The sequence below is a fragment of the Streptomyces sp. Ac-502 genome, assembly GCF_045222935.1.
Classification (GTDB): domain Bacteria; phylum Actinomycetota; class Actinomycetes; order Streptomycetales; family Streptomycetaceae; genus Streptomyces; species Streptomyces monomycini.
On sequence record NZ_JBHFFO010000001.1, the window covers coordinates 5,713,044 to 5,727,662 of the forward strand.

Sequence of the window (14,619 nt, forward strand, 5' to 3'; positions counted from 1 at the left end):
AATACCGGTACAGTCATACCGGTATAGTTATTGGAAGCACCTGAGAGGCCCCCCATGATCGAGATCCTGAACTCCGCCCGTCTTGAGCGGGCGCGAGGCGCCGGCGCCCTGGTCGGAGAGATCCTGCACACGCTGAAGCAGCGCAGCACGGTCGGGACGAACCTGCTGGACATCGACCAGTGGGCCAAGGAGATGATCACCGAGGCGGGGGCGCAGTCCTGCTACGTCGACTACGCGCCCTCCTTCGGGCGCGGCCCGTTCGGCCACTACATATGCACGGCCGTCAACGACGCGGTGCTCCACGGACGGCCGCGCCCCTACACGCTCGCCGACGGCGACCTGCTGACTCTCGACCTCGCCGTGTCCAAGGGCGGGGTGGCCGCGGACGCCGCGATCAGCTTCCTGGTGGGCAAGGCCAGGCCGGCGGAGAGCGTCGCGCTGATCGAGACGACCGAACGCGCTCTCGCCGCCGGAATCGCCGCCGCCAGGCCCGGGGCACGGATCGGCGACCTCTCCCACGCCATCGGCACGGTCCTCGGCGAGGCGGGCTACCCGATCAACACCGAGTTCGGCGGCCACGGCATCGGCTCGACCATGCACCAGGACCCCCACGTCGCGAACACCGGACGACCCGGCCGCGGCTACAAGCTGCGCCCCGGACTCCTGCTCGCCCTGGAACCGTGGGTCATGACCGACACGGCCACCCTCGTCACCGACCCCGACGGCTGGACCCTGCGCAGCGCGACGGGCTGCCGGACCGCGCACAGCGAGCACACCATCGCCATCACCGACGACGGCGCCGAAATCCTCACCTTGCCCGCGTCGGCACGGCTGTAAGGGGGCGGGGAGCCTGCCCGGGATGCGCGTCCCTGCCCGGGCACCCGCAAAAGGCGCCGATTCGGTGCTGCTGGACCTCACATGATCCTGCTGGACCGCGTTCCGTGGTGCGCGGGCAACACAAGCGCCCCAGGCGCAACAACGCGCCGAGGACGAGGATCAGTCGGCCAGTCCGGCGCGATAGGCATAGCGGACGGCCTGCGCGCGATCGCGTACGCCGGTCTTCGCGAAGATGCGGTTGATGTGCGTCTTGACCGTGGCGCGGCCGAGGAAGAGGTGTGCGCTGATCTCGGCGTTGGTCAGTCCTTGTGCGATCAGTGCCAGGACTTCCGCTTCACGTGCGGTCAGACGCTCGGGCAGCGGGGCGGGGGTGTGCCACGCCGGCTGTCCCGCTTCGGGCGTGGCGGCCGGGGGAGCGGCGCGGTGCCGTCCGCGACCGCCGCGGGCCGGGGTGTCATGCCCGAGGTGACCGCCGCGACCAGCCGCTCCTGTACGACCGGGTCCATCCACACCTGCCCGCCATGGACGGCTTTGATCGCCCGTTCGATCTCGTCCGCGCCCACGTCCTTGGTGAGGTACCCCTTCGCCCCCGCCTGCAGTGCGGGGAAGACCGACGCGTCGTCCGCGTAGGTCGTCAGCACCAGCACGGCGATCCCCGGGGCCTGCTCGCGGAGCGTCCGGGTTGCGGTGATGCCGTCCGTTCCGGGCATGGACAGGTCCATCAGTACGACGTCCGGCCGGTGCTCATGGGCCAGCGCCACCGCCTCCGCACCGTCGGCCGCACCGCCCACGACCTCCATGCCCGCGTTCAGGCCGATCAGCAGCATCAGGCCCTCGCGGGTCACCCGTTGGTCATCGGCGACCAGCACGGTGATGGGGGCCTCGAATTCGCTCATGCCGGTACTTCCATTTCCACAGTCCACCCCTGTCCGGCGGGTCCGGCGTGGGTGCTGCCGCCGACCCGTTCGATACGTTCGCGCATGCCCCGCAGTCCGTTCCCGCCGCCCGTCCACTTGGCTGGGGACGTGCCGGAGCCCGTGGCCACGCCGCCCGCGACGTCGTCCTCGTCGGCGGTCCGGCCCTGATCCGAGACGGTCAGTACGGTGGCGTGCGGTGTGTAGCGCAGCGCCACGGTGGTCGGTGAACCGGCGTATCGGGCGGCGTTGGTGAGCGCCTCCTGGGCTCCTCTGTAGAACGCGAGGTGCGCCTCCGGCGCGAGCGCCCGGGGCTGCCCGGTCACCGACATCGTGATGGGCAGTGCGAGGTCGCGGCGGCAGCGGTCGACCAGGGAAGTGAGCTGGTCGGCCATGGGCACGTCGTCCCCGCGCAAGGCGGCGACGGCCCTGCGCGCGTCGGAGAGGCCCTCCCGGGTCAGTTCACCGCTGCGTACGATCAGCTGGTGCAGCGCCGGGGCGACGTGGTCGCGTTCGGCGAGCTTGCGGGCGCCCTCCAACTGCACGGCGAGCGCGGACAGGGACTGCGCCAGGATGTCGTGCAGGTCGCGGGCGATCCGGCTGCGTTCAGCGACGGCGGCGGCACGCGCCTGCGCCTCACGGGAGTCGTCGAGTTCGGCAAGCAGCAGTTCGGTGTAGTCGTGACGCAGCCGGGCCTGACGGGCGAAGAGGCAGACGGCACCGAGCACCACGCACAGCAGCACACCGGCCACCGCTGCCTGGAACGCGTCGCCGGGCGGGCCGACGTAGGCGGTGATGGCCGCGATCGCCACGGTCAGGGGTGTGGCGAGCAGAAGGGCGAGGCGCGGCCGCAAGCGCGCGAAGAGCATCGCCACGGCCGTGGAGGCCGGCACCACGGCCAGGGACGCCGGCTGGAACGCCGCCAGCACGTTGCCGCTCACGCCCAGGATCAGCGGCAGCCCGGCAGTGGCCGCCTCCGACTTCCCGGTGTCGCGGGTCAGGGCCGAGAAGATCAGCGACAGTACGCATCCGGCCAGCGCCAGGCTGATGACGAGGGGTGCGCCGGACGTCCCCGGGTGCGGCCGGCTCTGGAGGACCGAGGCGATGGTGAGGACCAGGACTCCCCACAGCATCAGGTGCATCCGCGCACCCTGACGCGTGGCACGTACGGCCGCACGCGACCGGGCCGCCGCCACTCTGGGACTGTCTCCCTCACGACCGCCGGGCGGCGTTGAGCTCATGCCGTACAGCATAGAAGGAGCAGGTGACGGGGAGACCGGGCCCAGCTGCCGCCGGGCGGCGGTCACGCCGCTGCCTGGCGCGCGGCAGGCAGCGAAGAGGACAGCCGGTAGGCCCGGTAGCGGATCACGGCCAGCCGGGCGACCGCCTGGGCCAGTGCCATCAGGACGAAGGCCGCCACCCATGCCTGGGCCCCGGAAATGTCGGTGCTGCGGCTGAAGTCGGCGATGGCGTCTCCGGCCCCGTGATCGGCGGCGAAGGCGAAGCACATCCGCAAGGCCATACCGAAGACCCACAAGGCAGCGGCGGCGAGCCCCGCCTTGACGTAGACGCCGTCGGGCTTGCGCCGCAGGCGCGTGGCGACCCCGCACAGCACTCCGAGCACAGCTCCCGAGCCGGCCAACGCCATTTCAAGGACGAGGTCGTTTCCGGACGTCGGCACCGACCGCAGGTAGTACACGGCGACACCGACGACCAGGACGACGGGAAGCACCAGGTTGAACAGGCTCAACCGGCCCTCGCGTATCTGGCGCAGGACGAGCAGGATGAGAATCCCGTTGACGATGTAATCGGCGATGTTCATGGCAGTAAGACTGCTGCGGACGTGGCCGCCGATCGTCAGCCCGTGGGTTGAGCGGTGGGTTGACAAACGTCTCCACCCCGGGTGGACGGGGCACCACCGACTGCACACCGAGCCACGTGCGGGCACTGAGCAACCCGGGCGTCTTGCACCGCGTCGATTTCCCCAGCATTGCCCTCCACGCACCCATGTGCAGGCCGGTTTCGCGCCGGAGTCCGTACGGGTTATCCGGGCGAGCAGCCGGTGATGCTGCAACGGGCATTCGAACTTGCCGCATCCGATACGGGGCTCGCGATTCGAGAACTGGCCCAGGAACTGGCCTGGAAGCCTTCACGGGGCAGGGAGCTGTTGGGTATGCCGGACACCCGGTCGGTTTGCGGCTGCTCCAGCGGTTGGCGCCGGTAGCGGCGGTACACGTGCCCTACACAGCACCCCCCATGACCGCGTTTCCGCAGATCAGAGGGGTGTACAAGCGGTAGCGGTGGGATTTGAACCCGACGGGGTGACGCTTCTCGCGTGCGACTTTTCCCAAGAGCTGGACGAAGGGTGATCAGTTCATCCCGACCCGCGCTCCGGCGGCACGCGCAAGCGCTCGTGCCCCAGGACTGACGCCCTTCTTGCGGGGCGACATCCGGGAGTCCGTCGCCTCCCGCTGGGCGACCCACAAGAGGTGCCGTGGCCCAGGGACGGCGACGACGCCCAGGTATCTGGGGTCGCCCGCGAACCAGGTTTCGGCAACCCGCCCGTCCTTCACCGCGCGGACCCAGAAGTGCCACCTCGTCCCGATCAGGCCGCCATAGCCGAGGCTCACGGCTTTCTCCGGTCGTTCCGGATCCGGCGCGACGAACTGTGTACTGCCGTTCTTCTTCGGCTTGGCCTCGGCGATGTCCACCTGCCACGGATAGACGCGCAGCACCCGACGTGTTCGCGTCAGAGAGGTCGTCGCGATCACCGCGAGCAGGGCGTACCAAATGCCGACGCACAGCGCCGGCAGCCACAGCATCAGCAACCAGGCCGGCGTCATGACGACGGCGAAAAGCCAAGCGAAAAAGCCCAGCAGCCAGGCCAGCAGAGCAGTACACCGGAACACCGCGGTACGGCGCCACGCCCGGCGGGTAGCCGGGTCTTCCCAAGCTGTCTTGTAGTGCACCGGAGACGGCATCTCCGCCCTCACAAGTTTCTCGTCAGCCGAATGCGTCTCGCGCAGCGGCAACTTCCCGGGCCTCCGGCATCTGCTCGCGCAGGTGTGACGGAAGAGGATTGTCGAAGCTCACCATGCCGATGATGCCGTGGAACACATCGCGGTAGTGTTCGTGGCCGGACTCGGCCGTTGTGCTCAGCGCCAGCACAGCGACGCGGCGACCTTCGGGATGCGGCAGGTAGGCGGTCATCTGAAAGACCTCTTGGCCCTCGCGATGGTCCAGACTCTCCGCCACAGCTGCCGGACCGCAGGGCAGATCGACAAGGTCGGCGCTGCGAGCCCCGCCGGATGCCAGCGCAGCCTTCGCCGCCGCGAGCTTCGGTGGGGTCCACGGCAACTCCTGCCACTTGATCAGAAACACAGAGTGCACAACACCGTCCGACTCGTCGTGGTGCACCCCTATGGAGAGATGGACAGCGCCGCTACGCGCCAGCAGAACCCCCATGGCTCGCGCTTCTTGCATACGTTCGCGGAACGCCCCGTACTGTTCCTCCGGTACGAGGGTAGAGAGCAACTCCCATTCGTCCGCCGTTGCGTCGGCACCGGGGACCAGCGGTACCTCGACGAACCCAGGCGGCAGGGCGAACCAGATGTCACATTCGGCACTCATCGCCGATCCATCGATGGCGAACTCATTCAGGTTTCCCTCAGTGGCCGACATCGAGAAGCACCTTCAGGGTTTTCAGGGCCGTAGCGCCGTGACCGGCACCGTCGAAACTGCCGGCGCGGGCGCCGTCCATGCCGGTGCCCACGTTGTTGGCCGTGTCGTCGTCCAAAGCGTCGATCAGGTCCTTGGCCGTGCCGTACGTGCCGGTGGCGGCCCCGGCACCGGCGATGCCGAGATCGATCATCCGCCCGGCCCGCTCCGGGTTTGCGGCACCCCTGACCATCCAAGTCGTCAGAGGGTTTTCGGCCCCAGCGATCCGGTTCGCGGCCAACCACGTCTTGCTTCCCGCGCTCGCCAAGTGGTCGGTGAGGGGCAAAGCCTCAGTTGCAGCACCGGCCGAGCGAACTGCTCCGTTGATGCCACGTGCCACGGCGCCGACTCCAGGCACCATGCCCAGTGTGTCCCCGGCCACCCCTACCGCGTTGCTCCAGAAGTCAGCGTCGAACTCGCCCTTGGTGAAGCCATCCTTGAGCGAAGCTCTGACGGCGGGGTCCGACAGACGGGAAGCCAGAGTGGCTGCGCTCGCTGTGGCGGCAACCAGGAGAAACGCCACGCCTATGGGACCACTCAAGATCAATGCGAGGAGGCCTGCGATCGCAGCGACCGTGCCCAGCACATCGGTGAGGTTGTCGTCCAGCCAGTCCATGGCCTTGGCGAACCAGCCGGGCTCCTTGGGCGCCAGTTTGTCTGTCGCGTCACGGATCGAGCTGGCCTTGCCCCGCGCTGTGGACGCGTGTTCGCTCTCCAAATCGTGGGCTCGCCGCTTGATGGACGAGAGAAGATCCTGCGCATCGGTGACGGAGCCACGCGCGTCGTTGAGGGCCGTTGTGGCCTTGTCCAGCCGGGCTTGCGCGTTCTGCAGGGATGCCGCGTCATCGAATGTCTGGTGGGCCAGCTTCAGGTCCGGGTTGTTACTGGCGTTCTCCTCCAGCTCCTTGGCCATGTCGAGCTTGTCGTGCGCGGCTTTGGCTTCAGTATCCAGCTTCTTCGCATCGCCTTGGTAGCCAAGCAAGGCCCGGCTCCAGTCATCCAGGGCATCCGCAGCTTTCAGCAGGGATGTATGGGCTTTCGTGAGGTTGTCCGGAAGCACGCCGTCCAGTTCCTCGCGAAATGCAACAGCGGCGTCGCCCTCCCACGAACTGCCGGACTGCAACTGCTGCACCAATCGGTGTGCCTGTGCCAAAGTTTCCGCCAAGGAGGTCAGCTTCGCCTTCAGGTCCGAGACGGCGGCAATGTCTCCGGGAGCGGGATTAAAGCCTAGGTTGGGGTACGGCTGCGTCATTTCATCCTGCCTTGCCTGCGGCTACCTTGAAAGCCTCCTCCAGGGCCTGTTCGACCTCTTCGTAATTCTCCTTGGTCTTGCTGACGGAGTCGGTGAGTTCCTTGGTCTGCTCTGCAATCTGCTCGGAGCCGTACTTCCAGTGTTCTTGAAAGTCGTTGCAGGCCTGGTCCAGGTCGCTCAATGGGCAACTGTTCCGCCCGCCCGGCAGTCGGGCCGGAATTATTCGGATGCGCAGTTTGTATCGAACAACCCCACGTCTGATCCGACCACAAATGCGAGCTGGGGTAGCGCTGCAGAGAAAAGGGTGTGAGGGCTGGTGCGTCCTGCTTGATACTGCTTTGAGGGGCGATGCTGGACGGCTTCTCGCGGGCAGGCGGTCGCGAGCAGGTCGCGCGCAGGAATCCGAGATGGTGGAAGTCGTGGCGCGGGGCTTGGGGGCGGCTGGAGGCAGGTGTGAGCGATCGCCGTTGCCGTATACAGGTATGGCACGCCCATGGGGCAACCTCTCCCGGACTGGCCCACGCCTTGTCGTCATGAGGTCGTTGCCGCTTACATTTTTCTTCTTGATTCCGCTGTCTGCGATGCAGCTTCTGCCGGCCATCAGCAGGTGGGGGCGCGATCGGTGCCCACGAACGAGGACCGCGGGGTAGGGCTCGGCCTTCCACTCAGGCGTCCGAGTGAAAGCCCGGCGGGCCGATCGGGTCGACACGTCCATCGCCGATTGCACTGACGTTCGGATGGTGTGTCGGTTCCGTTCAGTCAAAGCTGAAATGGAATGATTTGCCGATGTCAACGGTCATCGTCACAGCGGAAGCGCAGGCACTCGCTCGCTCTTGCGGCTGATCTGGCCTCTTCCCGGCAGCACCGTGGTCGGTACAGGTCGGTACACCGCCCTGGGCGCATTTGTGTAATGGGCGCACTGTGCCCTACGGCTTGTGCCCATGGCAGAGGGGCATCAGTTGGTGGCGGAGGGGGCTCGCCTGCACCACGCAAAACACCCCCCGACCGCGTCTCCGCAGGTCAGAGGGGTGTTACAAGCGGTAGCGGTGGGATTTGAACCCACGGAGGAGTTGCCCCCTCACGCGCTTTCGAGGCGCGCTCCTTCGGCCGCTCGGACACGCTACCGAGAGGAACTCTAGCCCACGGGGGCCGTACGCCGAAATCGGTGTCCGGCGGTGGGGGTGGGTGGGGGTCAGCGGGAGCGGAAGAAGGTGGTCAGGAGGTCGGCGCAGGGGGTGGCCAGGACGTCGGTGATCACTTCGGGGCGGTGGTTGAGGCGGCGGTCGCGTACGACGTCCCAGAGGGAGCCGGCGGCGCCCGCCTTCTCGTCGGCCGCTCCGTAGACGACGCGGTCCAGGCGGGACAGGACGATGGCGCCCGCGCACATCGTGCACGGTTCCAGGGTGACGACGAGGGTGCAGCCGGTCAGCCGCCAGTCGCCGGCCGGTCGCTCGCCGTCGGCGGGGGTGCCGCGCAGGGTGCGGGCCGCCTCGCGGATGGCGAGGACCTCGGCGTGCGCGGTGGGGTCGCCGGTGGCCTCGCGTTCGTTGCGGCCGGTGCCGATGACCGTGCCGTCGGGGGACAGCACGACGGCGCCCACCGGGACGTCACCGGTCCCGGGGGCACGGGCAGCCTCGTCCAGCGCCCGTCGCATCGCCGCGGTCCAGGGATCGCGCAGCGGGTCGGGCGCCGGGGTGTGGGGGTCGGGCAAGGAGGCGGTCATGCCTCCCAGTGTCCGTGACGGGGGTTACCTCACGGCCTCCAGGACCTCCGTGCAGCCGAGGGCGTCGGCGATCTCGGACAGCGCGTCGGTGTCGAGCGCGAGCAGCTCCTTGTCACCGATGCCCAGGTCGGTCAGCAGGCCCGGATCGCCGAGCGGTCCCGGCGGTGGCGCGGGGGCGCCGGAAGCCGCCGCCGTCCCCTCGCCCTCGCCCGTGACCTCCGCCGGGTCGGGTTCGCCGTCCTCCGTACCGTCCAGGTCGAGGCTGTCGAGGCTGTCGAGGTCGTCGGTGCCGTCCTCGTCGCGGCCGAGCAGTTCGTCGGTGAGCATCGCACCGTACGAGCTGCGGGCCGCGGCGGCGGCGTTCGAGATGAAGATCCGTGGATCGTCCTCGCCGTCCACACGGACGACGCCGAACCACGTGCCTTCCTGCTCGATGTATGCCACCACCGTGTCGTCGTCGACCGCGGCCTCACGGGCCAGGTCGGCCAGATCGGTCAGGGTCTCCACATCGTCGAGCTCCGTGTCGCTCGCTTCCCACCCGTCTTCGGTGCGCGCGAGCAGTGCGGCGAAGTACACCGTGACTCTCCCACTGGTCATAGGCGTGCCGGGCCGGACGGGGCGGCGCCTCGGCGCCGCAGGTCCCCGCCCATCGGAATCGTGGCAGAAACAACGCGATTGCGCGGGGTCTTCGGCGTTGCGTCGTGCGGGCGTTATGAGAGATGTGGCTCACGTCTTGTGGGGCGCGAGGTTCTGATGGGGCAAAAGTGACGTTCGGCTACCAGCGGAACGTGCGCATTCTCATGGCCTGCCGCATCCGTGCCGCCCGGGCGCGGCGCGGCTGGACGCGGTCGCGCAGTTCCTTGGCCTCGTGGAGTTCGCGCAGGAACTGGGCGCGTCGCCGTCGGCGCGCCGCGTCGTTCTCCTCGCCGGTGGCGCCGTCGTCGGGAGGGGCGGAGGAGGGGGCGGGAGGTAGGGGTGGGGGTGGTTGGCGTTCCGGGGACGGGGGTGCCGTCGGGGGTGACGTCGTAGGTGGGGCTTGGTTCGGGGCTTGGGGCGTTGTTTCCCGGGTTTCCCGGGTTTCGCGGAGCTCTGGGGGCTCTCGGGACGGTCGTACGGGCCTGGTGGCGGCGCCCCTGCCGGTGCGCCGCCGGCTCGCGGATGTGCCGCCGCGCCCGTCGCTGCCGGCGCGTCCGGTACCGCGTCCGGCCCCGGTTCCGTTACCGCTCCCATTCCCGTCGGGCACGCCGTACACCGCCTTGGGACGAGGTCCGTGCCCGGCACCGGTGCCGCGTACCGGGCGTTTGTGCCCACTTTCCCCCTGACCGGCGCTTCGATGCCAACGGGGACGGAATCGGTTTCCGGGCCGTGCGGCGCGGACGGGCGGGCACCGGCGCCCGTGACCTCGGCTACTGTCGATGTCATGCGGATCCACGTCGTCGACCACCCGCTGGTGGCGCACAAACTCACTACCCTGCGCGACAAGCGCACCGATTCCCCGACCTTCCGGCGCCTCGCCGACGAGCTGGTCACCCTGCTCGCGTACGAGGCCACCCGCGATGTGCGGACCGAGCAGGTCGACATCGAGACCCCGGTGACGGCGACCACCGGAGTGCGGCTGTCCCACCCCCGCCCGCTGGTCGTGCCGATCCTGCGCGCCGGTCTGGGCATGCTGGACGGCATGGTCCGGCTGCTGCCCACGGCCGAGGTCGGCTTCATGGGCATGGTCCGCAACGAGGAGACGTACGAGGCCCACACGTACGCCACGCGGATGCCGGACGACCTCTCGGGCCGCCAGGTGTACGTGGTCGACCCGATGCTGGCCACCGGCGGCACGCTGGTCGCGGCCATCCGGGAACTGATCAACCGCGGCGCGGACGACGTCACCGCGATCTGTCTGCTGGCGGCGCCCGAGGGCGTCGAGGTGATGGAGCGCGAGCTGGCCGGCGCGCCGGTGACGGTCGTCACGGCGGCCGTGGACGAGTGCCTGGACCCGGACCGCTACATCGTCCCGGGGCTGGGCGACGCGGGTGACCGGATGTACGGCACGGCGGGCTGAGGCCGGTTCCCGGAGGGGGCCGGTTTGCGGAGACACGATCGCGAGGCCGGTCTTCGGAGGCCGGTTCTCGGAGACAGGCCTTCGGAAGCCGGTGAGCGTACGGCCCGGGCGGGCGTTCGGCCCGGGCCGGTCACTTGCGGCAGCGCGGGTCCGTCCTGGGTGGCGCGGTCAGCGCGGAGAGCGCCTTCTGGGCCGCGGCCGGCTCGGCCAGCGCCTTGAACGTGTCGCCGATGAGCAGATCGACGTCGCCCGTCTTGCGGGTGTCGGTCTTCGGCTCCGCGCCGGCGAGCTGCGTGCCCAGCACCTTCTGAGAGCCTTCGGACGTCGTCCGCGCGCCCAGCAGTACGCCGGTGCCCTTGATCTTCTTGTCGTACGCGGGCGGGGCGTTGCCCACCTTGCCGACCTTGAAGCCGCGTTTCTTCAGCTCGTCCGCGGTCGTCTTGGCGAGTCCGCCGCGCGCGGTCGCGTTGAAGACGTTGACGGTGACGTCGGCGGGCTTCGGCAGCGGCTTGTCCGTACCGGCGGCCAGGGCGCCGGCCGGTTTCGCGCCGCCCCCGCCCTTGTCGGGGCACTTCTTCTTGTCCTGCGCGGCCTGCGCCGTACCGCCGCGGCCGCCGAAGACGTCGATGAGCTGCAACGTGCCCCAGCCGGCCAGGGCCAGGGCACAGACGGCGGCGGTGATCGCCAGGGCGATCCGCCGACGGTGACGGGGGCGGCGCATCCGCGGATATCTGTCGCCCGTGATGCGGTACTTCTTACCGCCCATGCCAGGGGGCGTCAGCATGCTCATGGTCGCAGCGTAGTGCGGGGCCGGGGCCGTGCCTATCAAATGATCAATACGCGTCGTGAGGCCCACCCGAAAGGGCCAATACCGTGCGCCGATCAGGTGGCGGGCCGTGTCGGGCGGCGGCGGTGGGGCCCGCGGTCCCGTGCGTCGGCCGGGGGTGCCGGGGGCCCCGGCGGGTACGTCAGCCCAGTTCCAGGACGCGGGCGTGGAGCACCTGGCGCTGCTGGAGGGCGGCGCGCACGGCGCGGTGCAGCCCGTCTTCCAGGTAGAGGTCGCCCTGCCACTTCACGACGTGTGCGAAGAGGTCGCCGTAGAAGGTGGAGTCCTCGGCGAGCAGCGTCTCCAGGTCGAGCTGCTGCTTGGTCGTCACCAACTGGTCAAGGCGTACCGGGCGAGGGGCGACATCCGCCCACTGGCGGGTGCTTTCCCGGCCGTGGTCCGGGTACGGCCGCCCATTTCCGATGCGCTTGAAGATCACACGGAAAGCCTACCGGGCCGCCGGTGCCGGGCGCAGCCATGCGGCCGGAGAGCGAAGGCGGCAAAGAGGGGCAATTCCGGAGTGGGGTACGGGAGAGGCGACGCGGGGGCGGCCCCGGGGAGGGGGCGCGCGTCCCACGCGGCCATGGTGGGGAAAGGACCGCCCGTGGTGCCGAAAGGCGGCCGCCGCCCGGGAAAAGTGGTGCGACGTGCTTCCGAGGACGGCTGGAAATAAGCGTTCGGCGGGGTGCGGTGGGCGGGGCGGGCGCTCGCGGCAGGGCGTAAAGAAGGCCGAATTCCGCAAAAACCGTGAAGGGTGGGGTGTGGGGGAATTCGACACGATCGGAGTACTGATCGTCGTGCCGGGCGGTCGGAATCCGGGGTGAGTGCTAAGCGTGCCCCTCAGCGGCCGGACACGCTGCTCGGAGCCGCCGCCCGGCCCGACCGCGGCGCGCTGGGCACCGCCGTCGCCGAACGGTCCGCCCCGGCCGGGGGCGGTGCGGACGCTTGCCGCCGCGCCTTCGAGGGGGAGGGGTTCTCGCTGGGGCCGGGGGTGGCCGCACTCGGGACGGGCGTGCCGGGCCGCGCGGTGGGACGGGACGAGGGGGACCGCTCCGGAGGGGCGGAGGCGGCCGTGTCGTCGGGGGACGAGGGCGGGGAGGGGACGGGGGCGGCCGGTCCGGGACTGGCCGGTGCTGGGCGGGTCGGTCCCGGACGGGTCGGTACGGGGCTGGGCGTGGCCGCGGGGGCGGGACGCGGCGGTACGGGGGTGTCCGGGGCCAGGACCAGGTAGCCCACCGCGGCGGCGGCCACCGTGGCCGCCGCCGTCAGCGGCAGGACGAGGCGCCGCGGCCGCAGCCGCCGGCTCAGGAACCGGCCGCGGCGCAGATGAGGCCCGGGGGTGCGGAGGGCCGCAGGTCGCGGAGGACGATCTGCTCGGCACGGGCCGTGAGGGCGAGGCGCAGCCGTGCTTCGACGGGGAGGGTTTCCCCGGGCTGCCGGTGGTCTACGGGAGCGAAGGCGGGGGCGGGTGTGGGGGCGGAGACGGGGGCGGGTGCGGGGGCGGAAGCGGGATCGGTTCCGGGGGCCGGTCGGTGGTCGGGTCCGGGTTCCGGGCCGTGGTCGGGTCCCGGGCCCGGTCTGTGCTGCGTCATGGCCGCGCCTCCAGCATCTTCTCCAGGGAGTCCAGCGCGCGGCTGGCGATCGACTTCACGGCGCCGCGGCTGATGCCCAGCGTGGCCGCGATCTGCGCCTCGGTCAGCTCGCCCCAGTACCGCAGGACGAGGACCTCGCGACGGCGGTCGGTCAGGCGGCCGAGGGCGGCGAGGACCTCGCGGTGCTCCTCGTCGAGCACGACGCGTTCCTCGGCGGAAGGCGCGTCCGTCTCGTGCGGGGGCGTGTAGTCGCGGGCCGTGCGCCGGCGCCGCAGCACCGAGCGGGCCGCGTTGACGACGGCGGTGCGCAGGTACGCGAGGGCGTTGTCGACCTCGTCGAGGCGCTCGCCGTGGCGCTTGTAGAGGGCCGCGAACGCGTCCTGGACGACGTCCTCGGCGGTGGCCCGGTCGTCCACCAGCAGCACCGCCAGCCGCACCATGGACAGCCGGTGGGCGTGGTAGAGGTCCGTGATGCTGGGGCTCTCGTCGGGGAGGCGGACGGCGGGGCCGTCACCGGGGAGGCGGGCGGCGGGGCCGGTCCGGGCGGCGGGCCGCTGGGCGGGCGCCGGGCCGTACGTGTCCTGCCGCCCCGCGGTGCGGGTGAGCAGGCGCCGGCGCAGGGCACGCCAAGGCCCCGGCACGGCGGGCCGTGCCGGGGTGAGGGCCGCGGCGGCGGTGAACTCCATCGGTTCCTCGGCCGTCGGAAGCGGTGTGGGGTGACTCAGGCGGCGCTGTTGCGGCGGCGGGCCGCGTACACGGCACCGCCGCCCCCGGCGATCAGCAGGGCGGCTCCGGCGCCCAGCGCCACGTTGGTGGTGGTGGAGGTGCCGGTCTCGGCGAGTTCGTCCTTGGCGTGCGAGGGCGCGGGGGCGGGCTTCGCGGCGGAGCCGTCGGACGGCCGGGCGGCCTCGGCAGCGCCGGAGGCCGGGCCGGGCGCCTTGCTCGCGCTCGGTGCGGGGGCCGGTGCGCGGCTGGGCTCGGCGCTCGGACGCGCGGCGGACGGGGCGGTCGCTTCGGGCACCGGCTTCGGGGCGGTGCCGCCTTCCTCCGGGGCGGCGCTGGGGGCGCTCGCCTTCGGGGCCCGCTCTTCGGCGTGCGCCGTACCGGTCAGGGAGAGCGCGGGCAGGGCGAAAGCGACCAGCAGCCCTGCGGCCACGGCGTTCCGTACCGTGCGGCGGGCCCCGCGCCCGGCGCCGCGGGACAGCGCGTACGAGGTGGCGGGCGGGCGCGACGAAGGGGACGACGCGGACGAGGCGGAGGTGCGGGAGTCGTTCACGATGGCTGCTCCACGGTCGGCGGGACGGCGCCGGACGGCGCCCTCACCCGTCACGACGTGCGGGAGCCACGGGGGTTGCCGGTGGGGCGGGAATTTCTTCGGGGCGGGTCGCGCCTCAGTGGTCGTCCCAGTGGTCCTCGTGCGCGGCGTGCCGGTGGCCGTCGTGGACGAAGTCGACATGGGTGCCGTGCGGTACGGCGACGTGGCCGCAGCCGGGGCGGTGGTCGTGGTCGTGGCCCTCGTGGACGGTGTGCGCGGCGGGCTCGCACTCGTCGGCGTGGTCGCCGTGCGGGCGGTGGAGATGGCCGTCGTGGACGTAGTCCACGTGGTCGTCGTGCGGCACGGCGACGTGGCCGCAGCCGCTGCCGTGCTCGTGGGTGTGGTGCGGGTGCGGTGTGTGGGTGGTGGCTGTCATGGCAGGCACCT

17 protein-coding genes, 1 tRNA gene and 1 pseudogene are annotated in these 14,619 nt (G+C 70.8%); 3 read left to right on the top strand and 16 right to left on the bottom strand.

Translation table 11 applies throughout. The features are described from left to right. Positions 1-54: 54 nt before the first annotated feature. The gene (gene map, locus ACEXOX_RS25910; RefSeq protein ID WP_406523618.1) at positions 55-837 is read left to right on the top strand and encodes a type I methionyl aminopeptidase; all 783 of its coding nucleotides are present in this window, start codon (positions 55-57) and stop codon (positions 835-837) included. Positions 838-996: 159 nt separating this feature from the next. Here the strand turns inward: map and ACEXOX_RS25915 are convergent. From ACEXOX_RS25915 to ACEXOX_RS25960, 10 genes and pseudogenes are all read right to left on the bottom strand, one after another. After that, positions 997-1,733, bottom strand: a pseudogene (locus ACEXOX_RS25915) (response regulator). Then, positions 1,730-2,893 (bottom strand): sensor histidine kinase, encoded by a 1,164-nt coding sequence (locus ACEXOX_RS25920; protein WP_406523619.1) that lies wholly within the window; start codon positions 2,891-2,893, stop codon positions 1,730-1,732. The pseudogene ACEXOX_RS25915 and the gene ACEXOX_RS25920 overlap by 4 nt, the downstream one beginning before the upstream one ends. A 161-nt stretch (positions 2,894-3,054) precedes the next feature. After that, entirely contained in the window at positions 3,055-3,573 is a 519-nt protein-coding gene (locus ACEXOX_RS25925) for a hypothetical protein (protein WP_406523621.1), read from the bottom strand. A 547-nt stretch (positions 3,574-4,120) separates the two neighbouring features. Then, positions 4,121-4,783 (bottom strand): hypothetical protein, encoded by a 663-nt coding sequence (locus ACEXOX_RS25930; protein ID WP_406523623.1) that lies wholly within the window; start codon positions 4,781-4,783, stop codon positions 4,121-4,123. Further along, positions 4,755-5,432, bottom strand: a complete 678-nt coding sequence (locus ACEXOX_RS25935) for a hypothetical protein (protein ID WP_406523624.1) — start codon at positions 5,430-5,432, stop codon at positions 4,755-4,757. Before ACEXOX_RS25935 ends, ACEXOX_RS25930 begins: the two co-directional genes overlap by 29 nt. Continuing rightward, entirely contained in the window at positions 5,419-6,720 is a 1,302-nt protein-coding gene (locus tag ACEXOX_RS25940; RefSeq protein WP_406523626.1) for a hypothetical protein, read from the bottom strand. The genes ACEXOX_RS25935 and ACEXOX_RS25940 overlap by 14 nt, the downstream gene beginning before the upstream one ends. A gap of 1 nt (position 6,721) precedes the next feature. Then, a complete protein-coding gene (locus ACEXOX_RS25945; RefSeq protein WP_406523627.1) occupies positions 6,722-6,901 on the bottom strand; it encodes a hypothetical protein in 180 nt (59 codons plus the stop codon). Positions 6,902-7,758: 857 nt separating this feature from the next. Beyond that, positions 7,759-7,845 (bottom strand) — tRNA-Ser (locus tag ACEXOX_RS25950). A gap of 67 nt (positions 7,846-7,912) precedes the next feature. After that, positions 7,913-8,443, bottom strand: a complete 531-nt coding sequence (locus ACEXOX_RS25955; RefSeq protein ID WP_406523629.1) for a nucleoside deaminase — start codon at positions 8,441-8,443, stop codon at positions 7,913-7,915. A 24-nt stretch (positions 8,444-8,467) separates the two neighbouring features. Beyond that, a complete protein-coding gene (locus ACEXOX_RS25960; RefSeq protein ID WP_406523631.1) occupies positions 8,468-9,040 on the bottom strand; it encodes a hypothetical protein in 573 nt (190 codons plus the stop codon). Between the two features lie 823 nt (positions 9,041-9,863). Between ACEXOX_RS25960 and upp the strand changes: the two genes are divergently transcribed. Next, positions 9,864-10,499: a uracil phosphoribosyltransferase gene (gene upp, locus ACEXOX_RS25965; RefSeq protein WP_030018025.1), complete on the top strand. Its 636-nt coding sequence runs from the start codon at positions 9,864-9,866 to the stop codon at positions 10,497-10,499. A 130-nt stretch (positions 10,500-10,629) separates the two neighbouring features. On the opposite strand, the gene ACEXOX_RS25970 is transcribed toward upp, so the two are convergent. Together ACEXOX_RS25970 and ACEXOX_RS25975 are read right to left on the bottom strand one after the other, a co-directional pair. Continuing rightward, complete coding sequence (locus tag ACEXOX_RS25970) at positions 10,630-11,289, bottom strand: LytR C-terminal domain-containing protein (protein WP_406523633.1); 660 nt, start codon at positions 11,287-11,289, stop codon at positions 10,630-10,632. 178 nt (positions 11,290-11,467) lie between these two features. Beyond that, entirely contained in the window at positions 11,468-11,764 is a 297-nt protein-coding gene (locus ACEXOX_RS25975) for a type II toxin-antitoxin system VapB family antitoxin (RefSeq protein ID WP_003986294.1), read from the bottom strand. Between the two features lie 381 nt (positions 11,765-12,145). On the opposite strand from ACEXOX_RS25975, the gene ACEXOX_RS25980 reads away from it, so the two are divergent. Then, on the top strand, positions 12,146-12,556 hold the full coding sequence (locus tag ACEXOX_RS25980; protein ID WP_406523635.1) for a hypothetical protein: 411 nt from the start codon (positions 12,146-12,148) through the stop codon (positions 12,554-12,556). Positions 12,557-12,629: 73 nt separating this feature from the next. Here the strand turns inward: ACEXOX_RS25980 and ACEXOX_RS25985 are convergent, their stop codons facing one another. The 4 genes from ACEXOX_RS25985 to ACEXOX_RS26000 all read right to left on the bottom strand — a co-directional run bounded on the left by ACEXOX_RS25985 (position 12,630) and on the right by ACEXOX_RS26000 (position 14,608). Continuing rightward, positions 12,630-12,917: a hypothetical protein gene (locus tag ACEXOX_RS25985; RefSeq protein ID WP_406523636.1), complete on the bottom strand. Its 288-nt coding sequence runs from the start codon at positions 12,915-12,917 to the stop codon at positions 12,630-12,632. Continuing rightward, a complete protein-coding gene (locus ACEXOX_RS25990) occupies positions 12,914-13,603 on the bottom strand; it encodes an RNA polymerase sigma factor (RefSeq protein WP_406523638.1) in 690 nt (229 codons plus the stop codon). The genes ACEXOX_RS25985 and ACEXOX_RS25990 overlap by 4 nt, the downstream gene beginning before the upstream one ends. A gap of 35 nt (positions 13,604-13,638) precedes the next feature. After that, positions 13,639-14,193, bottom strand: a complete 555-nt coding sequence (locus ACEXOX_RS25995; RefSeq protein WP_406523640.1) for an LPXTG cell wall anchor domain-containing protein — start codon at positions 14,191-14,193, stop codon at positions 13,639-13,641. A gap of 115 nt (positions 14,194-14,308) precedes the next feature. Further along, positions 14,309-14,608, bottom strand: coding sequence for a hypothetical protein (locus tag ACEXOX_RS26000; RefSeq protein WP_406523642.1), 300 nt, complete (start codon positions 14,606-14,608; stop codon positions 14,309-14,311). Positions 14,609-14,619 lie beyond the last annotated feature (11 nt).